Annotated in this window: 25 protein-coding genes; 15 read left to right on the forward strand and 10 right to left on the reverse strand. The window is 65.1% G+C overall.

The window, feature by feature from the left end; all coding sequences use genetic code 11:
- Positions 1-12 precede the first annotated feature (12 nt).
- Entirely contained in the window at positions 13-234 is a 222-nt protein-coding gene (locus tag GGD62_RS01030; protein ID WP_028145037.1) for a cysteine rich repeat-containing protein, read from the forward strand.
- A 145-nt stretch (positions 235-379) separates the two neighbouring features.
- Here the strand turns inward: GGD62_RS01030 and alr are convergent, their stop codons facing one another.
- From alr to GGD62_RS01045, 3 genes are all read right to left on the reverse strand, one after another.
- Positions 380-1,657, reverse strand: a complete 1,278-nt coding sequence (alr, locus tag GGD62_RS01035) for an alanine racemase (protein ID WP_183707561.1) — start codon at positions 1,655-1,657, stop codon at positions 380-382.
- A gap of 46 nt (positions 1,658-1,703) precedes the next feature.
- Positions 1,704-3,212, reverse strand: coding sequence for a replicative DNA helicase (locus GGD62_RS01040; protein ID WP_018317583.1), 1,509 nt, complete (start codon positions 3,210-3,212; stop codon positions 1,704-1,706).
- Between the two features lie 796 nt (positions 3,213-4,008).
- The gene (locus GGD62_RS01045) at positions 4,009-5,259 is read right to left on the reverse strand and encodes a cyclopropane-fatty-acyl-phospholipid synthase family protein (RefSeq protein WP_183706845.1); all 1,251 of its coding nucleotides are present in this window, start codon (positions 5,257-5,259) and stop codon (positions 4,009-4,011) included.
- Positions 5,260-5,536: 277 nt separating this feature from the next.
- Here GGD62_RS01045 and GGD62_RS01050 point away from each other — a divergent pair, with 277 nt between their 5' ends.
- The 3 genes from GGD62_RS01050 (at position 5,537) to GGD62_RS01060 (ending at position 7,692) form a co-directional block, all read left to right on the forward strand.
- Positions 5,537-6,508: a hypothetical protein gene (locus tag GGD62_RS01050; protein ID WP_183706846.1), complete on the forward strand. Its 972-nt coding sequence runs from the start codon at positions 5,537-5,539 to the stop codon at positions 6,506-6,508.
- A 108-nt stretch (positions 6,509-6,616) separates the two neighbouring features.
- Positions 6,617-7,213 (forward strand): TetR/AcrR family transcriptional regulator, encoded by a 597-nt coding sequence (locus tag GGD62_RS01055; protein WP_183706847.1) that lies wholly within the window; start codon positions 6,617-6,619, stop codon positions 7,211-7,213.
- An 11-nt stretch (positions 7,214-7,224) separates the two neighbouring features.
- Positions 7,225-7,692, forward strand: a complete 468-nt coding sequence (locus GGD62_RS01060) for a PaaI family thioesterase (protein ID WP_018317578.1) — start codon at positions 7,225-7,227, stop codon at positions 7,690-7,692.
- A 116-nt stretch (positions 7,693-7,808) separates the two neighbouring features.
- Here the strand turns inward: GGD62_RS01060 and rplI are convergent, their stop codons facing one another.
- The 4 genes from rplI to rpsF all read right to left on the reverse strand — a co-directional run bounded on the left by rplI (position 7,809) and on the right by rpsF (position 10,325).
- The gene (gene rplI / locus GGD62_RS01065) at positions 7,809-8,408 is read right to left on the reverse strand and encodes a 50S ribosomal protein L9 (RefSeq protein WP_018317577.1); all 600 of its coding nucleotides are present in this window, start codon (positions 8,406-8,408) and stop codon (positions 7,809-7,811) included.
- A 50-nt stretch (positions 8,409-8,458) separates the two neighbouring features.
- Positions 8,459-9,445, reverse strand: coding sequence for a hypothetical protein (locus tag GGD62_RS01070; protein WP_183706848.1), 987 nt, complete (start codon positions 9,443-9,445; stop codon positions 8,459-8,461).
- Between the two features lie 131 nt (positions 9,446-9,576).
- Positions 9,577-9,816, reverse strand: coding sequence for a 30S ribosomal protein S18 (gene rpsR, locus GGD62_RS01075; RefSeq protein ID WP_007592020.1), 240 nt, complete (start codon positions 9,814-9,816; stop codon positions 9,577-9,579).
- 5 nt (positions 9,817-9,821) lie between these two features.
- On the reverse strand, positions 9,822-10,325 hold the full coding sequence (gene rpsF, locus GGD62_RS01080) for a 30S ribosomal protein S6 (RefSeq protein ID WP_026201876.1): 504 nt from the start codon (positions 10,323-10,325) through the stop codon (positions 9,822-9,824).
- A gap of 332 nt (positions 10,326-10,657) precedes the next feature.
- Here rpsF and GGD62_RS01085 point away from each other — a divergent pair, with 332 nt between their 5' ends.
- From GGD62_RS01085 to gmk, 9 genes are all read left to right on the forward strand, one after another.
- Entirely contained in the window at positions 10,658-11,362 is a 705-nt protein-coding gene (locus tag GGD62_RS01085) for a TetR/AcrR family transcriptional regulator C-terminal domain-containing protein (protein WP_092253091.1), read from the forward strand.
- A 3-nt stretch (positions 11,363-11,365) separates the two neighbouring features.
- Positions 11,366-12,391, forward strand: a complete 1,026-nt coding sequence (locus tag GGD62_RS01090) for a fatty acid desaturase family protein (protein WP_183256718.1) — start codon at positions 11,366-11,368, stop codon at positions 12,389-12,391.
- A 173-nt stretch (positions 12,392-12,564) separates the two neighbouring features.
- Entirely contained in the window at positions 12,565-13,524 is a 960-nt protein-coding gene (fabD, locus tag GGD62_RS01095) for an ACP S-malonyltransferase (RefSeq protein WP_183237168.1), read from the forward strand.
- Between the two features lie 100 nt (positions 13,525-13,624).
- Positions 13,625-14,362, forward strand: coding sequence for a 3-oxoacyl-[acyl-carrier-protein] reductase (gene fabG / locus GGD62_RS01100; protein WP_183237167.1), 738 nt, complete (start codon positions 13,625-13,627; stop codon positions 14,360-14,362).
- A gap of 313 nt (positions 14,363-14,675) precedes the next feature.
- Complete coding sequence (locus tag GGD62_RS01105) at positions 14,676-14,915, forward strand: acyl carrier protein (RefSeq protein ID WP_008130699.1); 240 nt, start codon at positions 14,676-14,678, stop codon at positions 14,913-14,915.
- A gap of 108 nt (positions 14,916-15,023) precedes the next feature.
- Positions 15,024-16,289: a beta-ketoacyl-ACP synthase II gene (gene fabF, locus GGD62_RS01110; RefSeq protein ID WP_092252899.1), complete on the forward strand. Its 1,266-nt coding sequence runs from the start codon at positions 15,024-15,026 to the stop codon at positions 16,287-16,289.
- A gap of 125 nt (positions 16,290-16,414) precedes the next feature.
- Positions 16,415-17,689, forward strand: coding sequence for an endolytic transglycosylase MltG (gene mltG, locus GGD62_RS01115; RefSeq protein ID WP_018317569.1), 1,275 nt, complete (start codon positions 16,415-16,417; stop codon positions 17,687-17,689).
- Between the two features lie 114 nt (positions 17,690-17,803).
- A complete protein-coding gene (locus GGD62_RS01120; RefSeq protein ID WP_018317568.1) occupies positions 17,804-18,691 on the forward strand; it encodes a YicC/YloC family endoribonuclease in 888 nt (295 codons plus the stop codon).
- A 3-nt stretch (positions 18,692-18,694) separates the two neighbouring features.
- Positions 18,695-19,354, forward strand: a complete 660-nt coding sequence (gene gmk / locus GGD62_RS01125) for a guanylate kinase (RefSeq protein ID WP_179730703.1) — start codon at positions 18,695-18,697, stop codon at positions 19,352-19,354.
- Here gmk and GGD62_RS01130 read toward each other — a convergent pair.
- Positions 19,287-20,498 (reverse strand): hypothetical protein, encoded by a 1,212-nt coding sequence (locus tag GGD62_RS01130; protein ID WP_246799968.1) that lies wholly within the window; start codon positions 20,496-20,498, stop codon positions 19,287-19,289. The two genes, gmk and GGD62_RS01130, sit on opposite strands and share 68 nt — an antisense overlap.
- Positions 20,499-21,868: 1,370 nt before the next feature.
- Between GGD62_RS01130 and GGD62_RS01135 the strand changes: the two genes are divergently transcribed.
- Both GGD62_RS01135 and GGD62_RS01140 read left to right on the forward strand, forming a co-directional pair.
- Positions 21,869-23,491, forward strand: coding sequence for a hypothetical protein (locus tag GGD62_RS01135; protein WP_246799969.1), 1,623 nt, complete (start codon positions 21,869-21,871; stop codon positions 23,489-23,491).
- A gap of 127 nt (positions 23,492-23,618) precedes the next feature.
- A complete protein-coding gene (locus GGD62_RS01140; RefSeq protein WP_183706850.1) occupies positions 23,619-24,233 on the forward strand; it encodes a cupin in 615 nt (204 codons plus the stop codon).
- A 50-nt stretch (positions 24,234-24,283) separates the two neighbouring features.
- Here the strand turns inward: GGD62_RS01140 and GGD62_RS01145 are convergent, their stop codons facing one another.
- Both GGD62_RS01145 and GGD62_RS01150 read right to left on the reverse strand, forming a co-directional pair.
- The gene (locus tag GGD62_RS01145; protein WP_183706851.1) at positions 24,284-24,985 is read right to left on the reverse strand and encodes a Crp/Fnr family transcriptional regulator; all 702 of its coding nucleotides are present in this window, start codon (positions 24,983-24,985) and stop codon (positions 24,284-24,286) included.
- 17 nt (positions 24,986-25,002) lie between these two features.
- A complete protein-coding gene (locus GGD62_RS01150) occupies positions 25,003-25,236 on the reverse strand; it encodes a hypothetical protein (protein WP_092252911.1) in 234 nt (77 codons plus the stop codon).
- Positions 25,237-25,256 lie beyond the last annotated feature (20 nt).

Raw genomic sequence — 25,256 nt, forward strand, 5'->3', positions numbered from 1 at the left:
CCCGGAGATACAATGTCCAAGTTGAACTTTGCCGCCATCGTCGTCGCCCTCGCGTTCTCCGGGGCCGCGTCGGCACAATCGTCCGACCCGCGCGGCGCGTGCAAGGCAGACTATGACAAATTCTGCGCCGGCATCGCGCCGGGTGGAGGGCGCGTCGTCGCCTGCCTCACCGACAAGCGCGACCAGCTCAGCGCGACCTGCAAGGCGGCGCTGGACAACAGGAAGAAGAAATAGGCGATTCCTTCCGCGTCCCGGACGCGCGCAGCGCGAGCCGGGACCTAGAAGGCGACACGGTCAGATGTAGAGAGATAGGCCCCGGCTCTGCAGCGCATTACGCCGTGAAGTGCGGCGCGCTGCGCCACGTCCGAAGCAAGAGAGTTCAGCCCGGCAGCGGCGGCGGGGCCGCCGGCTGCTCGATCGGCGGCGGGGAGGGCGGCTGCTCGGCGGTCTGCGCGGCCGCCGGCTTCACCAGCGGCTCCTCCACATTGCCGCCCTTGTAGAGGCGGGCGTAGCGGTGGCCGAGGCTGGTCAGCACCTCATAACCGATGGTGCCGAAATGATGCGCGAGCTCGTCGACGGTGATGCCCTCGCCGAGCAGCGTCACCATGTGGCCGCGCCGCGCTGCATTCGGCGGCAGATCGGTGATGTCGATCGCGATCAGATCCATGGAGACGCGGCCGGCGACCGGGCAGCGCTTGCCGGCGACGATAACCTCGGCGCCGCGGGTGCCGTCATTGGAGCTGGCGGCGCGGAAATAGCCGTCGGCATAACCGACCGCGATGATCGCCAGTTTCGTCGGCCGCCGCGCGGTCCAGGTGCCGCCATAGCCGACGGTTTCGCCGCGCTCGATGGTGCGGATCTGCACGATGCGCGCCTTGAGGTCGACCACCGGCTGCATCGGATTGTCGGCCTCCGGCGTCGGGTTGACGCCGTAGAGCGCAGCGCCCGGCCGCACCATATCGAACTGGAAGGGCGCGCCGAGGAAGATGCCGGAGGAATTGGCGAGCGCCGCCGGCACGCCGGAGAATTCGCTGGCGATGCCGCGGAAGGACGCCAGCTGCTTGGCGTTCACCGGGCTGTTGAGCTGCTCGGCCGAGACCAGATGGCTCATCACCAGCGTGATGCCGTGATCACCGGCATTGATGCGTGGGATGATGGCCTGCGCTTCCGATAGCGTCAGGCCGAGCCGGTTCATGCCGGTGTCGATGTGAACCGCCGTGCCCCCGGTCCAGCCGGTGCGGCGACAGAACACGTCCCATTCGGCGAGCTCGTTGAGGTCGCCGATGACCGGACGGCAATTGATCTTGGCGTAGTGCTCGCCGGTATTCTGGAAATAGCCGCCGAGCACGTAGATCGTGGGTTCCGGCACGGCTGCGCGCACCTTGCGCGCTTCCTCGATGGTGGCGACGAAAAAGGTCTTGCAGCCGGCCTTGCTCAGCGCGCGCGCGACCTCGGCGGCGCCGCAGCCATAGGCATCGGCCTTGATCACCGCCGAGCATTCGGCCGGCACCGCGGTCTTCTCGAGCTTGCGCCAATTGGCCATGATGGCGTCGAGATCGACGGTCAGCACGCCGCCATAGGCAGCGAGCGCGGCAGCCTGGTTGGCCTCCGCGGAGAGAAGGCCGGATTGTGAGATGGTTTTCGGGTCGGACGCCATTGTCATGACGCCGTTTTACGCAAGAGGCAGGTCCTGTTCAAGGAACTCAGTAGTCGTTGCCGCTGCGAACCGGAAGCTGACTGTCAGGGGCGAGGTCGCCAAACCGCGTGACCGAGGCTTCGAAGGCCAGGTCGACGGTGCCTGTGGGGCCGTGACGCTGCTTGCCGATGATGACCTCGGCCTTTCCGTGCGCAAGACTCATGTCAAGCTGCCACTTCTCGTGCTCAGGCGTGCCCGGGCGCGGCTCCTTCATGGCGAGGTAATATTCCTCACGATACACGAACAGCACGACGTCGGCGTCCTGCTCGATCGAGCCGGATTCACGAAGGTCCGAGAGCTGCGGCCGCTTGTCGTCGCGGGATTCGACCTGTCGTGAAAGCTGCGACAGCGCGATGACGGGAACGTTGAGTTCCTTCGCCAGCGCCTTCAGGCTGGTCGTGATCTCCGTGATTTCCTGCACGCGATTATCGCTCCGCTTGCCCGAGCCCGACAGCAGCTGGATGTAGTCGATCACAAGCAGGTCGAGGCCCTTCTGCCGTTTCAGCCGGCGCGCGCGCGCCATCAGCTGCGCGATCGAAAGGCCGCCGGTCGCGTCGACATAGAACGGCAGCGATTGCAGCTCGATCGAGACCTCCCGGATCTTTTCGAAATCGGCTTCCGAGATGCCGCCGCGGCGGATGTGGGAGGAGGGAACGCCGGTGCGCTCGGCCACGATACGGGTCGCGAGCTGGTCGGCCGACATTTCACAGGAGAAGAAGCCGATCACGCCGCCATTGGCGGCCTTCGTGGTGCCGTCGGCCTGGAGTTCCGGCACATAGGCTTGCGCGACATTGTAGGCGATGTTGGTCGCCAGCGAAGTCTTGCCCATGCCGGGACGGCCCGCGACGATGATGAGGTCGGAGTGCTGCAGGCCGCCCATCTTGGTGTCGAGGTCGCGCATGCCCGTCGAGATGCCGGACAGCTTGCCGTCGCGCTGGAACGCCTTTGCAGCGAGATCGACAGCGACCGCCAGCGCCTGCGAGAATTTCTGGAATCCGCCGTCATAGCGGCCGGATTCGGCGAGTTCGTAGAGACGGCGCTCGGCGTCCTCGATCTGCGCTCGCGGCGCGAAATCGACCGGGGCGTCATAGGCGACATTGACCATGTCCTCGCCGATGCCGATGAGGTCGCGTCGCAGCGCCAGGTCATAGATGGTGCGGCCGTAGTCCTGGGCATTGATGATGGTGGTCGCTTCGGCCGCGAGGCGCGCCAGATACTGCCCGATAGTCATGCCGCCGACATCGGTGTCGGCGGGCAGGAACGTCTTCAGCGTCACGGGCGTGGCGATCTTGCCCATCCGGATCAGGCTGCCGGCAGTCTCGTAGATGGTCTGGTGCAGCGGCTCGAAATAATGCTTCGGCTCGAGGAAGTCGGAGACACGGTAGAACGCATCGTTGTTGACCAGGATTGCGCCCAGAAGGCTCTGTTCCGCTTCGATATTATGCGGCGCGCTCCGATAGGCGGGAGTTCCGGGCTCGGGTGCGAGTTTGAGGACGTTCGAATCAGTCAGGGCCATGGTCGGACGTGCTTAGCAATTTTCTTGGGCGGATGCGGGGCCGGGATAAAGCGCCGCCTCGGTGCAAAGCGGAAGCGAAAGCTGACCGCTATCAACCGCTCAGTTAAAATGGTGGATGATTAGCGCTCGCAGCACGCGTCGCGCTTGACGGATTTTTGCGGAACTCGCCCCGGCCAGGATGCGGCCGCGACCGCGCCATGGAAAAATCCTGAACCATGAACCTTATGGTGTGAACCTGATGGATTGGCGCGCAGACGAATCCAGAGGCGCGCGAAATGACGCACGCTGGCGGCCTTGGGCTCGCCTTCAGACCAGCAGGAGGTAGACCAGCGCAACCAGAGCCGCCCCGACGCCGGTAACGATCAGGGCGTAATCGGTGCGGAGGTCGTCCTGCACGTCGAATGAGGTTTGGGTCTCTTTGCTCATGGCGACGGTCTAGGCCAGGCCCGACCAGACTTATGTGAATTGGATCACATCTCCCCGGAATCTTTCGGGGGTAAGACGGGAACAGGCAGGCGGGGGAGGGAATTGTCTCCCGCGATCCGTCAACAGGGAACGAGGCAGGCGATGCGGCCAGAACGGCAGCACCAGATTTGGCGGAGCGAGGCAGGTAGCCGGCTTTGGCTCTCGGGGCTGATTGCGGCCATGGAGCACGCGGAACGGCCGGAAATACGTCGCCAGCCGGTCGCCCCGGAAATCCTGGTCGCGCTGAGGGCGCAACTGGCGTTAACGGCCAGTTTCCGCTCCTCCCAAATTTCGACCCTGCGTCACTAGGATCTATTCACCAGACTAAGACCTATTCACCAGCCAATTTCAGCCTGGGCTTGCTCGTGCGTTCGCGAGCTCGCAGCCGGGCTTCTTCACGCGGCATGTAGTCGCGGGTCATCGGCACCACGCCCTGGCGCCGGGTGAGCTGGATCTGGAAGTTCATCATGGCCTGCTTGCGGAACGTCATCTCGCAGGCCGCCAGATAGAATTCCCACATCAGTGCGAAGCGCTCGTCGTAGAGTTGCACGGCCTCCTCGCGCCGCGCCATGAAACGTTCCCGCCAGGCCTTCAGCGTCTCCGCGTAATGCAGGCGCAGGATCTCGATATCGCAGACCAGGAGGCCGGCGCGCTCGATCGCCGGCAGCACCTCCGACAGCGCCGGGATGTAGCCGCCAGGGAAGATGTATTTGGCGATCCAGGGATTGGTCGAGTCCGGGCCCTGCGAACGGCCGATCGCGTGTAGCAGCATGATGCCGTTTTCGCTCAACAGCTCGGCGCAGCGTTGGAAGTAGGTGTCGTAGAAGCGGGCGCCGACATGCTCGAGCATGCCGACCGAGACGATGCGGTCGAACGGGCCTTCGACGTCGCGATAGTCCTGGAGCAGGAATCTGGCCGAGCCGGTCAGGCGCTTTTCGGCCGCGCGCGCGTTGGCGAGCTGCAACTGCTCGCTCGACAGCGTCACGCCGGTGACGTCGGCGCCGGCGATCTCGGCGAGGTAGAGCCCGAGCCCGCCCCAGCCGGAGCCGATGTCGAGGACGCGCTGGCCGGGCCTGATCAGCAGCTTTGCGGCGATGTGCCGTTTCTTGGCGAGCTGCGCGTCGTCGAGCGTCGCGTCCTGCGTCTCGAAATAGGCGCAGCTATATTGCTTGTCGGCGTCCAGGAAGAGCGAATAGAGCCGGGCATCGAGATCATAATGATGCGCGACGTTGTGGCGGGAGCGCGAGCGCGGATTGAATTGCTTCAGATGCCGCGTCAGATAGCGCAGGCGCCACCAGGGTTTTGCCCACTGCGGCAATAGGTCGGGTTGATCGAGCAGGATCGCGAGGGCATCAGCTATGGTGCCGCGCTCGACGACGAACTCGCCGTCCATATAGGCCTCGCCAAGCCCGAGCTCGGGATTAACGAGGATCTTCCGCTCCGCCTCCGCGGTGACGAAGCGCACCGCGACCGGCTCGCCAGTGCCGTCGCCGACGGTGAACTTCGATCCGCGCGAGCCGGTCACCGTCATCGTGCCGCGGCGGATGAATTGAGACAGAAATCTACGCAACAAGAGGTCCATCGACACCTTCCTCTCGAGCGAACCCGAAGGGATGCGACTAACCCGGCCTTCACTTCTGACGCCCAGGTGACGCGGCGGTTCCTATGCGCTTGCATCCAATTTAGGGAGGCAGGATCGGCTACGCTAATGCGCTGAGTTCACAGCCGATATTCGCAAACCGCTTAATCACATCCTTGCGCGTGGTGCCTGCTTCCATTCGTGGCTCAATCGGATAAAAGGTGACCGCGCCGCGCCGGACGCCGGCTGCACCTCTCGGAATTCAATGGAGATGATGGGAATGTCGAGCCGAGCGCTCAGCCTCGCGACGGTATTGCTTCTGATCGGCTTCGGTGCGGCCGATACCGTTTTTGCGCAGGTGACCAATCTCGAGGCCGGCAAAACCCCGTCCCAGCTGTTCGCGCAGACCTGCAATGCGTGCCACAAGAGCCCGCGCGGACTTCTGAAGTCCGTCGCGCCGGGCTCGCTGCCGGGCTTCCTGCGCCAGCACTACACCACGAGCTCGGACATGGCGGGCATCCTCGCCTCCTATCTCGTCTCCAACGGTGCCACCGACACCCGCTACCAGGCCAAGGACGGCAAGAAGGACGGCGCCAGGGAGAAGGACGCGAGCACCAATCCCGAGCATCAGGGCCGCCGCCCGCGCGCCCAGGACGCGGCCAGGCCGGACGGCGAGGCTGCTGCTCCCGCAGCCGAGGGTGCGCGCCAGAAGCGCGCCGCACGCCCGGCCGAGGAGGGCACGAAGCCCGAGGGACAGGCTGCGCCCGAGGGACGCAAGAGCAAGCGCCGCGCCAAGCCCGGCACCGAGGAGGCGCCGAAGGTCGATGCCGCCGCGCCAGCCACTGACGAGAAGAAGAGCGAGCCCAAGCCTGAATCCAAGTCCGAATCCAAGCCTGAGTCCAAGCCCGACGCGGCGAAGGTCGAGCCCGGTCGCGACGAGGCCAAGCCCGACAGCGGCAAGGCATCCGAGAAGCCCGTTGAGACGAGGCCCGATAGCGCCAAGGTCGAGCCCCGCGGCAGCGAAGCTCCGGCGCTGCGGCCCGATCCGGTCCCGGCGGTAACGCCGGCTGCAAAGCCTGCCGAGCCAGCCGCACCCAAGCCGGCGGAAGAGGCTGCTCCCAAGCCGGCCGCGCCTGCGGCCAGCTCCGAACCGGCGGCCAAGCCGCAGCCCGCACCGCCCGCGACCGCTGCAGCCCCACCTGCTGCGCCGGCCGAGCAGTCCGGTCCGCCAACGCCGCCTATCTCGCGCTAAGCCAGCGACGTTTTTGATCGACATGCGGAGGCCGCGTTCATCGCGGCCTCCCCATTGCATTGACCGCGCCTAGAGTATTGCTCTAGAGTGCTACTCTAGGAGGTCTCAATGACGGCGAGCGTGCGGGACGACCTGGTGGCAGCCGGGCTGATCGTGTTCGACCGCGTCGGCTTCGAAGCCGCGACGGTGGCGGCGATCCGCACCCGGGCGCGCGCCTCCAATGGCAGCTTCTTTCACGCCTTCGGCTCGAAGAAGGAGCTTGCCGGTGCGCTGTTTCTTGAGGTCTTGCGGCACTATCACGCCGCGGTGCTGGCGGCGCTCGATCCCGTGCCCGATGCGGAGCAGGGCATCGACCGGCTGATCCGGGCACATCTTGAGTGGGTCGTGACCAGCCGGCGCGAGGCGCGCTATCTGTTCGAGATTTCGCGAAGCGAGTGGGGGGAGGAAGTTCGCGACGCCCAGCGCGCGCAGAATGCGCGGCTCGCCGACGGCATCGAGCGCTGGCGCGCGCCGCTGGTTGCAAATGGCGAGCTCTTGCCGATGACGCCGGTGATGTTCGTCAGCCAGCTCATCGGTCCCGCGCAGATCTTCTGCCGTGCGTTCCTGTCGGGACGCGACCGCGCCGATCCGCGCGTCGAGGCCGATACGCTGATCGCCTGCGCAATCCGCGCGCTGGTCCCGCCCGATCGCATCAACAAACAATAAGGAGAGGCTGCATGCGCAACGACGCAGATCCTGAATTTGCACCGATCGCCGAGCACATCCATGCCAATGTCGGCCGGCAGGGTTTCATGAACCTGGTCGGCGCCGAGCTCTCGGAATTGTCGCGCGGCACCTGCACGATCGCCGTGGACCGCCGGCCGGAGCTGCTGCAGCAGCACGGCTTCTTCCACGGCGGCGTCACCGCCTTCCTGGTCGACAACGCCACGACGATCGCAGCCGCGACCTCGCGCGGCCAGCCGGCGCTGACGGCGGAATACAAGCTCAACCTGCTGTCGCCCGCGGTCGGCGAGAAGCTGATCTGCCGCGCGAGGGTGATCAAGCCGGGCCGCCAGGTGTCGGTGGTCGCGGCCGACGTGTTCTGTGTCAGCGGCGGTGTCGAGAAGCACACGGCAACGGCGCTGGCCTCGATCGCGATGTTGAGCGAGGACGTCGCCGCCAAAACGAAAAGCCCGGCCGCCTGAGGCGACCGGGCCTTAGTCGTGCCCGTCATTCCGGGATGGGCGCAAGCGCCAGACCCGGAATCTCGAGATTCCGGGTCTAGTCCTTCGGACCATCCCGGAATGACGAGTTGAGCCGCTTACTTCTCTTCCGCGGCCGGCGCCGGCGCGACGTCGTCGTGCTCGGCTTCCGGATCGAAGAACTCGCCGGCGGCGGCGATCGCCTCGGCGGCTGCGTCGCGGTCCTCGTTGCGGGTCGAGATGTCCTCGCCGCGGTTGATGCGCTCGGCCTCGTCCTGGCTGCGCGCGACCGTCACGGTGATCTCGACCTCGACCTCGGGGTGGACGGCGACGGTGATCGCGTGCTTGCCGATGGTCTTGATCGGCGCGTCGAGCTGGATCTGCGGGCGGGCGAGCGAAACGCCATCGGCCTCGAACGCGATGACGATGTCACGCACGTTGACCGAGCCGAACAGCTGGCCGGCTTCCGAGGCCTGACGGATCACGATGATGTTCTTGCCTTCGATCTTCTCGGCGACCTTGGCAGCTTCGCCCTTCGAGGCGAGGTTGCGGGCCTCGAGCTCGGCCTTCATGCCGTCATACTTGGCACGGTTGTCGGCGGTGGCGCGCAACGCCTTGCCGCGCTTGAGCAGGAAATTGCGGGCATAGCCGTCGCGAACCTTCACGACTTCGCCCATCTGGCCGAGCTTGTTGACGCGTTCCAGCAAAATGACTTCCATATTCGTTCTCCTTTTGAAGTGCTCTGTAAGGTTTCGGTTTCGGGTTGAACTCAAGGGGTCGGCAGCGGCGGCGGTTGCCGGCTGCGCAGGAAGCGTTCGCGGAAGCCGAACACGGCATCCGCAAGGCCGAGGATCACCATCGCGATCACGGGCCATCCGAACACGACCACGGCGGCATAGGCCGAGCCGAGCCAGAAGGTGCGGCTCTTCAGTGCCAGCGTGAGCGTATGCAGCACGGCAAAGCCGGTTACCGCATAGCCCATCATGAGCGCGGCCGCGGTGATCTGGGCGACGATCGCGAGCAGCCCGCCGGTGAAGCAGAAGGCGAGTGCGATGCACAGCGCCACCAGCGTCATCGGCGGCAGCTCGGCCGACCTCATATCCGGCCACGGGCGTCGCAACCGGCCCGACGTCGCCGTGACCTTGGCGCTGAGCCAGAGGTTGAGGGTCAGCGTCATCATCGCGATGACGGTGGCCCCGGCTGGTGCGATCCGCACCAGCGCGTCGACGAACTGTCCGGCTTCGCCGGAGCTTTGCGGGTCGGTGGCCCGGAGCAGGCGCATCAGGCCGCGTCTGAGCGTACCGATGATGGTCTCGGCGTCGGTCCCGAGCGTGAGCAGGGCGGCGATCGTGGTCAGCGTGGCGAAGCCCGCGAGCCACAGCAGGATGCGGCCGACCGGATACCATTCGAGCTCGGGCTCGGCGGGCGCGGTGGCGTCAGGCGCGACATGTCCCACGGCAACCTTTCCCACAGGACGGCTGAGCAGCACGAGATGGCCGAGCCACCACGCCGGCAGCGCGACGGTGAGGGCGAATGCGATGCAATAGGGCAGGCCGAACAGGGCACCGAGGCCGATCGCAGCAGCGATGCCGCCGAGGCTTGCGCAAAGCGGTCCCCAGCCGATCGCGGCGACCATCAGCGGCAGCGGTGCGAGATAGAACAGGACGAGCGAGATCAGCGCGCCCGAAATGATCGAGGCGAACATCAGGGCCGACGCAGCGCCGGCGATCAAGGCTATCAGCACAAAGGCCATCATCAGCTGTCCCGCTCCCTTCGAGCGGTTAGAGGCATCTCGCCCCAACCATCGGCGACCGGACGATCCGGAAGCCTTATGAGTTCAGAAAAGTCGCGACCGGCGGCTTGGCGCCGCCGGTCGAATTGGTCGTATCAGCGAATGACGTAGGGCAACAGGCCCAGGAACCGCGCGCGCTTGATGGCGCGGGCGAGCTCACGCTGCTTCTTCGCGGACACCGCGGTGATGCGGCTCGGCACGATCTTGCCGCGCTCGGAGACGTAACGCATCAAGAGTTTGGAGTCCTTGTAGTCGATCTTGGGAGCATTGGCGCCCGTGAACGGGCAGCTCTTGCGACGACGGAAAAACGGGCGGCGTGCACCAGCTTCAGCCATTGTTCTTACTCCCCATCCGTCGTGGTGGTTTCAGCTTCTTCGCGCGGACGACGCGGGCCGCGGTCACCACGGAAGCCACCGCCTTCACGATCGCCACCACGGAAACCACCCTCGCGGTCACCGCGGAAGCCGCCTTCACGCTCGCCGCGGAAGCCGCCGCCACGATCGTCACGCTCGCGGTCGCGGTCGGCCTTGCGCATCATCGCGGACGGGCCTTCCTCGAGCTCCTCGACGCGGACGCTGAGATAGCGGATGACGTCTTCGCTGATGCGCTCCTGGCGCTCGATCTCGGCGATCGCCGCGGACGGCGCGTCGATGTTGAGCAGCACGAAGTGCGCCTTGCGGTTCTTGTTCATGCGGTAGGTGAGGGAGCGTACGCCCCAATTCTCGGTCTTGGTGACCTTGCCGCCGAGACCCTCGACGATACCGGTCATCTGCGCAGTCAGCTCTTCGACCTGCTGCGTGCTCGCGTCCTGACGCGCGAGAAAGACATGCTCATAAAGAGCCATGGTGGTCCTTTCCTCATGTTGGCGCATCGCCCGGCGTCAAGCCCTTAAGAGGCCTTCGGAAAGGACTCTGGGATTAAGCTCAGAAGGCGGAAACACGGGACGACGGGCCGACTGGCCCTGCCACACCAAAATCACGAATGACTTGCTGAGACCGTCCGTTCAGCTCCCGGCCGGGGTCTGCGGATGCGCGCCTTATACGGATTTTGGCTGACTTGGCAAGGAGCGCCTCGTTTTCGGCCAGACGGTGCTGACAGGCGCGTCCAAACCACCCTCCCGTACCAGCTTGACCTATTTGTTTGTATGTCATACAAATAATGGATCGGGAGGTGCTAATGGCGGGTGAATCGGTCCAGGCTCCGCTTGAGGCGTCGGCGGGTGATCCGAAGCACGCTGCGCGGGCCACACGGTCGGCCGGCCGCAAGATGCGCTCGCTGCTGCTGGATGCAGCAAGTCCGCTGTTCCGAGAGCGCGGGCTGTCGGGCACGGCGATCACCGACATCGCGGCCGCCGCGGACGCCTTCCCAAGCCAGATCACCTACTACTTCCGCACCAAGGAGGCGCTGTTCGTCGAATGCGCCTGCCGCGACCTCTTGTATCTGGCGCGTGCGACCGAGCAGGCGGCGCTGAAGGCGCGCACGCCACGGGAATACACGCATGCGCTGGCGGAGACCGTGACGGCGAGCGATTCGGTGGCTTTCTTCGCCGAGGCGCTGACATTGACGCGGCGCCGCCAGGATCTTGCACCGCTCGTCGAGCGCACGATCGAGCGCCTGCACGGCGAAGGCGCGCGCGCCTATGCGAGCCAGGTGGCGCGGCACGGCTGGCGCTCCCTGCGCGCGCCCGACGAAAGCTCGCGGCGGTTCTGGGCCGTCGCTATCGGCGTCATTCTCGAAGGCTACGCCATGGGCCGTTCGCCCGAGGCGCTCTGTGCCGAGATGCTGCGTGTGCTGGGCGAGCAAGCGAAATCTGATGACGCGGCGCGCCTGCGTCTTGTCGAGGGCCGCGAGGCATCAAGCAATTCGAACGAGGAAGGCTAGGCCATGACCGCTCTTCGCATGCGTGCCCGCGATTTCCTGACCGACGACCAGCTTGCCGACGTGCGAGAGCGTGTGACCTGGAAAGGTGTTGCGCTGATCGTGCACGCCTGGGCGCTGATCATTGGCGCGATCGCCCTGGTCGCGTGGTGGCCCAATCCGGTCACCTATGTCCTTGCCGTTGCAATCATCGGCTCGCGCCAACTGGGCCTCGCGATCCTGATGCATGATGGCGCACATGGCTGCCTGTCCGCCGACGAGAAAACCAATCTGGCCCTGAGCCAGTGGCTCTGTGCCTATCCGCTGTTTGCGGAGACGCGCAGCTACCGGCGTTACCACCTGCAGCACCATGCGCGCACGCAGCAGGAGGATGATCCCGATCTCGTGCTGTCGGCACCGTTTCCGATTACGAAGCTGAGCTATCGCCGCAAGTTCATTCGCGACATCACCGGACAGACCGGCTACCAGCAGCGCAAGGCGCAGCTGCTCAATGCGCTCGGTCCGAAGGACTGGCCGTGGCGGCAGCGTCTGGCGCATTTCTGGGACAAGCTAGGCCCGCAATGCCTCCTCAACGCCGCGATGTTCGCCGCGCTCGCGGCGGCCGGCATATGGTGGGCCTATCCGCTGCTCTGGCTGGTGCCGCTCCTGACCTGGATGATGGTCATCACCCGCATCCGCAACATTGCAGAGCATGCCGTCGTCCCCGACAGCAGCGATCCCCTGCGCAACACCCGCACCACGCATGCCAATGTTCTCGAGCGCCTGTTCATCGCGCCGTACTACGTGAACTATCATCTCGAGCATCATCTGCTGTTCTACGTGCCCTGTTACAATCTGCCGAAGGTCCATCGCCTGCTGAGTGAGAGCCGGCATGCCGGCCGCATGGAGGTGCAGCCGAACTACGCGGCAGTGTTGCGGCTGGCGACGGCAAAGCCTGACAGGGAGGATCGGCCGGGGCAGTTGGCGAGCAGCGCGCGCCGTGCGCAGGCCGGAGCGGAGGTCGACGCCAACCAGACCGCCGGTGGGTTTTGAGGGGGCGCATCCCCAGTTGAGTGCTGCTCGAAGTTCCCATCTCGGCTTGACAGTCCGGCCCCGGACAGTGTCTACGGCCCCCTTTGGAGCACGATCCGGAACCATGGCCTAACGCCGTGCGTAATCGGCTGCCGGTTCTCGCGGGGATCGTGTCCGACAAGCAGGGAGCGCCGATGACGGCTGCATTCACATTTCCTGGGCAGGGTTCCCAGGCGGTCGGCATGGGCAAGGCCCTGGCCGATGCCTTTCCGGTGGCGCGCGCCGTGTTCGACGAGGTCGATGCCGCGCTCGGGGAGAAGCTGACGGCGATCATCTGGGATGGTCCGGCCGAAACCCTCCAGCTCACCGAAAACGCCCAGCCGGCGCTGATGGCGGTGTCCGTCGCCACCCTGCGCGTGCTGGAGGCTGAGGCTGGATTTTCCGTGGGACGAGATGCGGCCTTCGTCGCCGGCCACTCGCTCGGTGAATATTCGGCGCTGGCCGCGGCCGGCAGTCTGACGGTCTCGGATACCGCCCGCCTGCTTCGCATCCGCGGTCTCGCAATGCAAAAGGCCGTCCCGGTCGGCGCCGGCGCGATGGCCGCACTGCTCGGTCTCGACTACGAGGCCGCCATGGAGGTCGCCAAGGAGGCGGCGCAGGGGCAGGTCTGCCAGGCCGCCAACGACAATGGCGGCGGGCAGGTTGTCGTCTCGGGCGACAAGGCCGCGGTCGATCGCGCCGTCGAGATCGCCAAGACCAAGGGCGCCAAGCGCGCGATGCTGCTGCCGGTGTCCGCCCCGTTCCATTGCAAGCTGATGCAGCCCGCTGCCGACGCCATGGCCGAAGCGCTGTCGAAGGTCACGATCAAGGCCCCGGCTTCGCCGCTGGTGTCGAACGTGCTGGCGAGCGCCATCACCGATCCCGACGAGATCCGTCGCCGCCTGGTCGAGCAGGTCACCGGCACCGTGCGCTGGCGCGAGTCGGTTGCCTATATGGCGGGGCAAGGCGTCACCCGGTTCTTCGAGATCGGCGCCGGCAAGGTGCTATCCGGTCTCGTCAAGCGCATCGCGGACGGCGCCGTCGGCGTTTCGGTCGGTGGCCCGAACGACATTGCCGCCGCCAAGGATGCATTGGCCGCTGCCAAGCAGGGCTGAAGCGCGATGATTTCTCGTCGCGCTTGAGTTTTTCAGTTTACGCACGATCTTCGGAAAACCGCTGCGCACTTTTCCGGATCGTGCTTTGGAGGAGTTTTCGATGTTCGATCTGACTGGCAAAAAGGCGCTCGTCACCGGCGCGACCGGCGGTATCGGCGGTGCGATCGCGCAGGCGCTGCACGCGCAGGGCGCGACCGTTGCGATATCAGGAACGCGCAAGGAGGTGCTGGACGAGCTTGCCGGCAAGCTCGGCGAGCGCACCCATGTGCTGCCCTGCAATCTCTCCAAGGCCGACGAGGTCGAGGCGCTGGTGCCCGCTGCGGAAGCGGCAATGGGCCAGGTCGACATCCTCGTCGCCAATGCCGGCATCACCCGCGACAATCTCTTCGTGCAGCTCCGTGACGAGGATTGGGAGGAGGTCATCAACGTCAATCTGACCGCGACCTTCCGCCTGGCTCGCGCCGCCACCAAATTGATGATGCGCAAGCGCTTCGGCCGCATCATCGCCATCACCTCGGTGGTCGGCGTCACCGGAAATCCCGGGCAGGGCAATTACACGGCGTCGAAAGCGGGCCTGATCGGCATGATCAAGACGCTTGGTGCCGAATACGCCAAGCGCGGCGTCACCGCCAACTGCATCGCGCCGGGCTTCATCAAGACGCCGATGACCGATGCGCTCAACGACAAGCAGCGCGAAACGATTCTGACCAAGGTTCCGGCCGCCCGCCTGGGGACGCCCGAGGATATCGCGGCGGCTGCCGTCTACCTGAGTTCGAACGAAGCAGCCTACGTCACCGGCCAGACCATTCACGTCAACGGCGGCATGGCCATGATCTGAAGCGCTCGTTCCGCACTGCCCACATGGGCTGTGCGGATGCGGCAAACGGCCGTTTCCGGAGAGAAATGAGGCTTATAGTCAAGGCAGTTGAAGTATGATAACCGGACGCTCAACGGATGGGCAAAGAACGCCATTGCAGGTTTTTGAAACCCTGTATATTGGCGATGCGGAGCCTTGGCCGTCGTTCGCCGGGCCCTGTATCGGTTAGGATGGGGCCAAATCAAAGTTCGTAAGCGAAGGCAAGTAACACGACCACGACGGCTCGTATCGTCCCGGGGGGTCGGGTCTACAGGGAACAACACGAGGTTATGCAATGAGTGACATTGGCGAACGGGTTAAGAAGATCGTGGTCGAACACCTTGGTGTTGAACCCGAGAAGGTTGTCGACGCCGCGAGCTTCATCGACGACCTCGGCGCCGACAGTCTGGACACCGTCGAGCTGGTGATGGCGTTCGAAGAAGAATTCGGTTGCGAGATTCCGGACGACGCTGCGGAAACGATTCTCACCGTCGGCGACGCCACGAAGTTTCTCGAGAAGAACGCGAAGAGCTAAGGCTCTTCATTTTCGCGGGGACAACATTGAAACCGGACGGGCCGCTTCCCAGCGGTCAGCCGGTTTCTTGTTATTGGCCGTGAATCTTTCGATGCGGAGTTTTCGGATATGAGGCGGGTTGTCGTCACTGGTCTCGGCATGGTGTCGCCACTCGGCTGCGGCGTCGAGCCAACCTGGAAGCGCATCCTCAACGGCGAGAGCGGTGCGCGCAGGATCGAGAGCTTCGATGTCTCCGATCTTCAGACCAAATACGCCTGCACGGTCGTGCGCGGCGACGGCAGCAACGATACCTTCAATCCCGACAAGTGGATGGAGCCGAAGGACCAGCGCAAGGTCGACGACTTCATCATCTTCGGCATGGCCGCCGCCGGCCAGGCGCTCGACGATGCCAACTGGCATCCCGAGACCGAAGAGGACAAATGCGCGACCGGCACCATGATCGGATCGGGCATCGGCGGCCTCAACGGCATTGCCGAGACCGCGATCCTGCTCAAGGAGCGCGGACCGCGCCGGGTGTCGCCGTTCTTCATTCCGGGCCGCCTGATCAACCTGGCTTCCGGCTACGTCTCGATCGCGCACGGGCTGAAGGGACCGAACCATTCGGTGGTCACGGCCTGCTCGACCGGTGCGCACGCCGTCGGCGATGCCGCCCGCCTGATCGCGCTGGGCGATGCCGACGTGATGGTCGCAGGCGGCGCCGAATCGCCGATCAGCCGCATCGGCATTGCCGGCTTCAACGCCGCGCGCGCGCTGTCGACCGGTTTCAACGAGACACCCGAAAAGGCCTCGCGTCCCTACGACAAGGACCGCGACGGTTTCGTGATGGGCGAGGGCGCCGGCGTCCTCGTGCTGGAAGAGCTCGAGCACGCCCGGCGCCGTGGCGCCAGGATCTACGCCGAGGTGATCGGTTACGGTCTTTCGGGTGATGCCTATCACATTACCTCGCCGTCGCCCGATGGCGATGGCGGCTTCCGCAGCATGTCGGCCGCGCTCAAGCGCGCTGGCCTCACCGCCTCCGATCTCGACTACATCAACGCGCACGGCACCTCGACGCCGCTCGGCGACGAGATCGAGCTCGGTGCCGTCGAACGTCTGCTCGGCAATGCTGCCTCCAAGGTTGCGATGTCCTCGACCAAATCGTCGACGGGCCATCTCCTGGGTGCGGCGGGTGCGATCGAGGCGATTTTCGCCATTCTCGCGATTCGCGATAATGTCGTGCCGCCGACGATCAACCTCGACAATCCGTCGGTGGAGACTGCGATCGATCTCGTGCCGCATACGGCGAAGAAGCGAGAGGTCAACGTCGCCTTGTCGAACTCGTTTGGTTTCGGCGGTACCAATGCGTCGGTGATCGTGCGGCGCCTCGCCAGTTAGTTTAAGTTTGAGACGAATCCACCGTTTTGCCGTATTCGGCGATAGTCATGGAAGTGGGCGCGTGCATTTGGCAGGGCAAGCGATTGTCGGGCCGCGATTGAACCGGCAGGATTCAGGTTGTTTCGATGAGTGAAAGGCCGCCCATTTCGCCCCGGAGTCCGCGGGCAGCGCTCGAGCCCGAGCAGGTCCCGCCGCCGCCGAAGCGATCGGACCGTGCGCGCAATCCCTTCGTGATCGTCGGCAACGCCATCATCACCCTCCTGCTGATCGCCATGCTCGGCGCCGGCGGCGTCTATTATTACGGCCGGCAGGTGCTCGAGGCGCCCGGGCCGCTCAAGGATGACAAGATCGTCAACATCCCCCAGCGTGCGGGCAAGCGCGACATCGCCGAGACGCTGAACCGGGAAGGCGTGACCGACATCAACCCGTGGGTGTTCATCGCCAGCGTTGCCGCGTTGAAGGCGAGCTCGGACCTCAAGCCGGGTGAATATTCGTTCCAGAAGAACGCCTCGCTCCGCGACGTCATCGCCACCATCGTCGAGGGCAAGGTGGTGCAGCACGCCGTCACGATTCCGGAAGGGCTCACCTCCGAGCAGATCGTGGCGCGCCTGTCCGACAACGACATCTTCACCGGCAGCGTGCGCGAGCTGCCGCGCGAGGGCACGTTGCTGCCCGAGACCTACAAATTCCCGCGCGGCACCCCGCGCGAGCAGGTGGTCCAGCGCATGCAGCAGGCGCACAAGCGCGTGCTCGCCGAGATCTGGGAACGCCGCAATCAGGACATTCCGGTCAAGTCGCCGGAGCAGCTGGTGACGCTCGCTTCCATTGTCGAGAAAGAAACCGGCAAGCCCGACGAGCGCAGCCGCGTCGCCGCCGTGTTCGTCAACCGCCTGAAGCAGCGGATCAAGCTGCAGTCCGATCCGACCATCATCTACGGCCTCGTCGGCGGCAAGGGCACGCTGGGCCGGCCGATCAAGCGCAGCGAGATCACGCAGCCATCGCCCTACAACACCTATGTGATCGAGGGCCTGCCGCCGGGCCCGATCTCCAACCCCGGCCGCGCCTCGCTGGAGGCCGCCGCCAATCCGGCCCGCACCCGCGACCTCTATTTCGTCGCCGACGGCACCGGCGGGCACGCCTTCACCGAGACTTACGACGCGCATCAGAAGAACGTCGCCAAGCTCCGCGCCATGGAAAAGCAGATCCAGAATGACACGGTGGAGCCGGCCGAGGATGCGCCGCCGCCCGCCGCCGTCGCGCCCGGAGCCGCCGATACGCCGACGGCGACCACGCCGGCCCGGCCCAACCAACAGAAAAAGCCGCCGGCGGCACGCCCCGCAGCTCCAGCACCGGCGCGGCAGGGCGCGGTGCAACCCTCGCCGCCGGTGGTCCAGCGCTAGGCGCGTTGCAGACCTGCTTGCCGGCTTTGCGGATTCCACTTTCCTGCAAAATAGTCTTAAGATTCGCGTGGCTTGATGCCTCGCGAATCCCGTGTTTCTGGAGAATTTGACCTGATGGCGCTGTCGTCCATGACCGGCTTTGCGAGATGCCACGGCGCAAGCGGGCCGTATACGTTCGAATGGGAATTGAAGTCGGTCAACGCCAAGGGCTTTGACCTCAGGGTGCGGCTGCCGCAGGGGTTTGACGAGCTCGAGGCCCACGCCAAGAAACGCGCCGGCGAGCTGCTGTCGCGCGGCACCGTCTATGCCAATCTCACCGTCAAGCGCGCCAACGCCGCGGCCACCGTTCGCGTCAACGAGGACGTGCTCAACGCCGTGCTCAAGGCCGCCGCCGTCATCGCCGGCAAGGTCGACGCGGTTGCGCCGAGCATCGACGGCCTGCTCGCCATCAAGGGCGTCGTCGAGGTCGCCGAGCCCGAGGGCGACGAGGAGGAGGACAAGGCCGCGCGCGCTGCCGCAGCCGAAGCCTTCGACAAGGCGCTCGCCGATCTCGTCGAGATGCGCAAGCGCGAGGGCACTTCGCTCGGGCAGATCCTGACCCAGCGGGTCGACGAGGTCGAGCAACTCGCGAAGAAAGCCGAAGTCGCACCGGGGCGCAAGCCGGAGGCGATCAAGGCGAGGCTCGCCGAGCAGATCGCGAGCCTGCTCGACACCTCCGACCGTTTCGATTCCGACCGCCTGATGCAGGAGGCGATCCTGATCGCCACCAGAGCCGACATCCGCGAGGAGCTCGACCGCATCGCTTCCCACATCGCGCAGGCGCGCGAGCTGATCGGCAAGGGCGGCCCGATCGGCCGCAAGCTCGACTTCCTGGCGCAGGAGTTTCACCGCGAGGTCAACACCTGCTGCTCGAAGTCGAACGACATCGAGCTGACCAATACGGGCCTCGCCATGAAGAACGTGGTCGAGCAGTTCCGCGAGCAGGTCCAGAATCTGGAGTGATCGATGACGAGCGGCGGTCACGGAACTGACGGTGTCGAGCGGCGCGGATTGATGTTCGTGCTGTCCTCGCCCTCGGGCGCGGGCAAGACGACGCTGTCGCGTCTTTTGATCGACCGGATGTCCGGCCTGAAAATGTCGGTATCCGCGACCACGCGCCCGATGCGGCCGGGCGAGGTCAACGGCAAGGATTATCTGTTCGTCGACAAGCCGCGCTTCGAGGCGATGGTGAAGGGTGACGAGTTGCTGGAATGGGCGACCGTATTCGATAACAGCTACGGCACGCCGCGCAGCCCCGTCGAAGCCGCCCTATCGTCCGGGCAGGACGTGCTGTTCGACATCGACTGGCAGGGCACGCAGCAGCTGCGCGAAAAAGCCCGCGCCGACGTCGTCAGCGTCTTCATCCTGCCGCCCTCGGCGGCGGATCTCGAAAAGCGTCTGCACTCGCGCGCGCAGGATTCCGACGAGGTGATCCGCAAGCGCATGAGCCGCGCCAGCCACGAGATGAGTCACTGGGCCGAGTACGACTACATCGTGATCAACCACGACGTCGACGAGGCCTTTGCCGAGGTGCAGTCGATCCTGAAAGCCGAGCGCCTCAAGCGCGAGCGGCGGATTGGCCTCGTTGGCTTCGTGCGAGGTTTGCAAGGGCAGCTGCAGGGCTAGGCTGCGGCAGCCGCGGCCCTTGCTTCGCCAGCCGTTCCAGCATCGCGGTGATCACGTCGACGTCGACGGCCTCTCCGGCCTGCGCATCTACCGGCGCATCTTCATGGTGATCGACGGCCTTTTCGTCGCCGATGTCCTTGGCCGCGAGCCGCGGGGGCGATGCCTCGATCTCGAACTTTCCGTTGAAGATGTCGGCCTTGTCGAGTTCGGCGGCCTTGTTGCGAATGGACGCGGATTGCGCCGCGATCCTGCCGATCTCCCTGGTGAAGGCTGCGATTTGCGCGGTCTGCGGCGGCCGAACTTCATCGAAGTCGACGGGGCCCTGCTGTGCGCGCGGCGTGACGGCGGGCTCCGCACCGAGCCAGGGTGCGCGGCTTCCGTCCTGGTCCTGAGGCGCCCAATCGTCCCAATGCCCGCGGCGGTCGGCGGCGGCCTGGACGCGTACGCGTCCGCCGGCGAAGCGGTAGATGACGCTGGCGAGGATACCGGCGAGCGCCAGCGCGCCGCCGATCACGAGCAGCAGCATCTGCACCGAGCCGGCCGGCTTGTCGGCGGTGCCGTCTGCCCCGGCCAGCGCCATCGGCGCGGGAGGCTTTGTCGGCTTCGCGCTTGGTGGCGCGGTGGCCGCAACGGGAGCTGGCCGCGGGGCGGGCGCGGCGGAGGCCGGGGAGGTCTCGGGCCAGCGCGCGGTCACGGCCGGCTGCTGCGCGTTGGTCTCGGGCGCGCCGCTTGGTGGTTGCTGGGCGACCGGCTGCGCATTGGTTGCGGCGGGCGCGGGCGCGCTCGTGTTGGGCATGCCAGGTGCGGCACTCGTCTGCGGAGCGATGTATTCGGCGCGCGCGTTCTGCATCGTTTGCGGCGCGGCTGAATCCGCCTCGGGTGCGTCGGTCGTCGCCTGCGCGGTCTGGGAGGATTTGCCGCCTGCGGCGCGCAGATACCAGCATTGCCGCTTGGTGGTGCGGTCGAGACGATAGTACCAGTGTTGCCCCTGCGGCGCGGCACCCTTCGGGGAGGCGAGGCAGTCGGCGGCCGCGTTGGCTGTGCTCGATGGCGCCGGCGCATTCTGCGACACGGCGGCCAGTGGCGCGCCGGCAATGATGCTGCCGACTAGCGCGGATACGAATTTTGCGGTGCGGTTGCCCATCCTGGTCTCCCGGTTACGCATGACGCAACTCTCAACCAGCCCTTTGTCATCAAAGACTTGGGTGGCAATGAGCCGCAAATCCGGAGAGGATGTGGCTTGAATTGGGCTTGCGGCGCGTTCGTTCCGCCGCGAGATCAGGCATTTTCCTGGGCGTTACTGCTTCGCCGAGCTCCAGGTTCCGCCGCAACCATCGGAGCGCCCCCAGGTTCCGGAGCCGCTGCGGGCACCGAGACAGCCGAGCCGGTGAAGGTCACATCGTCGCCTTCACCGACCGTGCAAGCCGCTCGGCTGACGGTTCCAGTGACGGGGCGAAAGGTGCGTGAGAGAGGGGCGGCGCAGACCGGGCGGTGGAGGGCACGAGAGCCGACTTCGGTAGGATGGGTAGAGCGAAGCGAAACCCATCGTGCTCTTGCTTGCGCCGATACAAGATGGGTTTCGCAAGTGCTCTACGCATCTTACGGCTCTTCCTCATCAGCACACACGCCTTCCCATTCTCGCGGCGCATTTCGCCCGAGGCTTGCTGTCGTTCGCGCCCCATGAAGACCAAAGGGCGCAGGGAAGGCCGGGCGCCGGCGGCACCCCAAGTCCGTGCGCGACGAAGATGCACACGGGGTGGACCACAGGTGATGCCGGTCGCCCGGCCTTCCCTGCGCGGCTGGTTTTAACGGTGTCCTTCGTGCTCTCCTCGGGGAGCGATGCACTATTGCCCCCGTCGCCTTGCGGGAATGATCGATGCACGTGCCCGGTCGGACCGCCGCATCACCGCAAGCCTTGACGCACAGACCCCGGGCGTCAGGACCACACGACTTCTCCGTCCGCGGACGATCCCGCCGGAATATCCGGAGGCTTGCGTGTGCTCGCCCCCAGGCATCGACGAAACCGCTGTGACCGCGCCGGGTCGTATCGCGTCGCCTGAGGACTCACGGTTGCCCGCCCTGTCATCAGGCTGATCGCGCCGGCGCTACCGCGTCCACCGCCACCCGGCCCGCATCTCGTGACGATCGCGAAGCGCCCCTTTGGCAGGGCCGGGATGAGGCGCTTATGCCACAAATCCGAAATTCGGGAAAGTGGAATATTTTTGCGCGGTGGGCTTGACCGGGTGTTTTGCCCGACGCCTCTCAAGGAACCGCCGTCAGCTCCGTTTGTCGTGTACATCGCGGAAACGCGCCCCATCACCGCAAATGACCCAAGCGGCCTAGCGGACCAGCGCTCCCTAGTTCCAAACCTTTACCTCTGCGACTGCCCAAGGGAAACCTGAATTTCAAGCCTTGCAGTCACCGACTGTTAGGAAGGCTAAGATAAACCGCAGGATGTGGGAATGGACCCCGGCAAGGCGTCAATCGTGATCGAGCGACTGACAGGGGAGTGTGATGGCTGTCGTCGATCAATGCGATTGCCCCGACAAGACAGGCAGGGCGTCGTCGGGACAATTGGGTACCGATACCTGGATTCAACCCTCAACTGCAGCCATACTCGCTTGGCTGGGATTGCTTGCGATGGAGCTCATCGCAGTCCTGGCGCTGTGCGACTTCAGGCTCTTCTTCACCCTGGACGATGCGTATATTCACCTTGCGGTCGCCGACCAGATCCTGTCCGGCGGATATGGGGTCAACGCCGGGGAATATTCATCGCCTAGCTCATCGATCATCTGGCCATATTGTCTGGCTCTGACGGAAGCGCTTCATCTCGGTGCGTTTGGTCCGTTGTTGATCAATGTTGCAGCCGCAGGTGCGACAATCTTGGCTATCATACGCCTCTTGGAGGCGAATGCCCTGTTCGATGGTGTGGGCGAGCTTCCGTTCGCTTGCGTGATCGCGCTGCTCCTCATCTTCAGTGTCAGCGCCCTCGCGCTGCCCATGACCGGCATGGAGCACAGTATTCACGTCTGGGCCTCAATCGTGACCTTTGCTGGTCTCGTGGCGGCTGCGCGCGGGTTCGCACCAACATCACTCCATTTCCTCGCCCTGGTGCTGCTTCCGCTCATCCGCTTCGAAGGGATCGCATTCGCCGGTGCCGCAATCGCGGCGTTCACGCTGCTGGACCAGCGCCGCTTCGCGGCCGGCGCAGCGCTAGTCATTGTCGTCACTCTATCGGGCTATGCCGTTCTCATGGCCTCGCGTGGCCTGCCGTTGCTGCCGAGCTCCGTCTTGTTGAAGGGCTATCTGACGACTCTTGATCAGCCCGCGAGCGAGCTACCCGCTATCGTCAGAAACATGCTGCGGAGCGTGATGACGTCGTATGGATTGCGGCTCATCGCACTCGGTCTCGCTGTTGCCTGGTGCGCCAGTCTGCTACGCGCCGATCGCAAGGTACTGATCGTTCTTCTGGCCGTTCTTGTTGCCGTCGGAGCCCATCTGGTGTGCGGTCAATACGGTTGGTTCAATCGGTATGAGGTATACATCATGGCTCTCGCGGCAGCCGCGCTGCTGTGGGGCATCGCACAACTCAAGCCACGGCTCTCTGCGCTGCAATGGTCTCGTGTGAAGGTCGGCGTGGTCTTCGGGCTCGGCACCGCGGCGATTCCCTACATGACAGCGGCAGTGGTCTCGCCGCTAGGCGCAAGCGATATCTACGAGCAGCAATACCAGATGGCTCGTTTCGCCCAATCGTTTTACAGAGATGCGGTTGGGGTCAACGATCTCGGCTTGGTTGCATATCGCAATATTAACTATACGCTCGATCTCTGGGGCCTTGGTTCGGAGCAGGTGCGCAAGGCGAGAATGGCGGGAGAGTATGGGCCGGCAGAGATGGCGGCCCTTGCCCACGATCACGACGTCGGTCTCGTCATGATTTACGAGGGCTGGTTCGAGAAAGGCGTGCCATCGAGCTGGACGAAGGTCGCCGTGCTCCAAACAAGAAGCGTAACCTTGTCGCGGCAGAACGTCGATTTCTACCGCACGCCGCTGGCCGATGCGGCGGCGGTTGACGCCGCGCTTCGGGCCTTCAAGGCAACGCTCCCGTCGCGGGACAGGCTGGATATCATCACGCCGTAGCGCGATCTCAGGAGGTGCAAGGCATCGCTAGCGAGATCATCCGCAGGACGGAGTGGCCTGCCGATCAAGCCCGTTCGCCTGAAACTTCTCACCTCCAGCGTCGTTGAACCGTGGCTGAGGACAGGCCATGCCGATCAAGGACCAGATCAAGAATCTCGCCAAGAAGCTCGTGGAGGAGCATCCGGATGCGGCAACGCTGCGGGCGCTGGTGCGGGCCCGGAAGCCGGCAGCCATCCGTTTTCGCGACGATGGCATCGTGCCGAACAATCCGCGTTTTCCGGTGTTGCTCTATCGCGGCGCGGTCAATCTGAAGTCCAGGCGCTATCCCCCTGAGGTCATCATCGACACGCTGTTCGATACAAACGGCTGGGGCCGGTCGTGGCGGGACACCGTGTATGACTTCGTCCATTATCATTCGCGGGTCCACGAAGTGATGGGCGTGGCGCGCGGCACGGCCAGGCTCGAGTGCGGCGGCGTCAAGGGACGCGTCCTCCGCGTGAAAGCCGGAGACGTTCTGGTGCTGCCCGCCGGCACTGGACACCGGCTGATCGAGTCCAGCCGGGACTTTTGCGTCGTCGGAGCGTATCCGCAGGACGGGACGTACGACGAGTGCACCGACACGCGCGAGCGTCCCGATGCCGTCAAGCGCATCGCCAAGGTCCGCAGGCCGAAAACGGATCCCATCCTCGGCCGCGGTGGTCCGCTGCTCACATCATGGCGGACCGCGCGGCCGCGATCGTGACGCGAGGGAGAGCGGTCCGCTCACCCATCCTCTGCGCTCGCCCTCCGCGCTCAGGTCAGATAGTCGGGCGTGAAATCGGCAAGCCTGCGCAATTCTTCAGGCTGCAGCAACTCGATCTCGCTGCCCTCCCATGCGATCAACCCGCGATGCCGTAGTTCCTGAATGGTGCGGTTGACGTGCACGATCGACAGGCCACAGGCATCGGCGACGTGCCGCTGCGTCATCGGCATCTGGAAGCAGGCGTCCTTGACAAGGCCAACGATCTCCAGCCGCGCCGCGAGCTCGCAGATCAGATGCGCGACCTTCGGCAGGGCCGCCTGCGCGCCGAGGCGGGCGATCCATTGCCGCGAGATCGCCGCATCGATCAGCGTCTCGCGCCAGAACGCGCGGGTCAGATGGATCGAGCCGTCGAGCAGCTGGCGGAGCTGGCTGTGTGCGACGTAGCCGACGATGGTTGGGCCGAGGCCGACGAGATCCGCATCCATCGGCGTGACCAGGAGCGTGTGCAGGCAGGGCATGTCGCCGGGAACGTGGAACGCGAGGATCTGGCTGCGGTCGCCGACGATGCGGGCCTGGTAGAGAAAGCCGCTGACGACGAAGACGCAGCGCGAGGCGGCCTCGCCCTGACGCAGCACGATCTCGCCGTCCGCGACCTGGCGTAGCGTGGACGGCAGGCCCGCGATCTGCTGGCGTTCGTCCTCGGACAGGCCTTCGATGGCCTGGAGACGCGCGATGAACTTCGGATGCGGCATGAGTCTCGTGGCGCGCTTCAGCCCTCTCGCGGCGCGTCGATGAAGCGCCGCGAAAGCTTTGCGATGGTCCAGTCGGAGACCTCAGTGCTGCGGAACTCGCGGATGGCGTGGGCGAGTTCCTGATCCGACATCGGATGCGCCGGCTCGCGCAGCGTGCCGTTCTTGAAAGCATCGCTGATGCAGTCGAGGTGTTCGCTGGTATCGGATGCGAACAGGCCGCGGATGCGCTCCAGGATCGTCGTAGGACTCATGAGAAGGGCGGGCTCGGTTG

This window comes from Bradyrhizobium sp. ERR14 (assembly GCF_014198235.1).
Classification (GTDB): Bacteria; Pseudomonadota; Alphaproteobacteria; order Rhizobiales; family Xanthobacteraceae; genus Bradyrhizobium.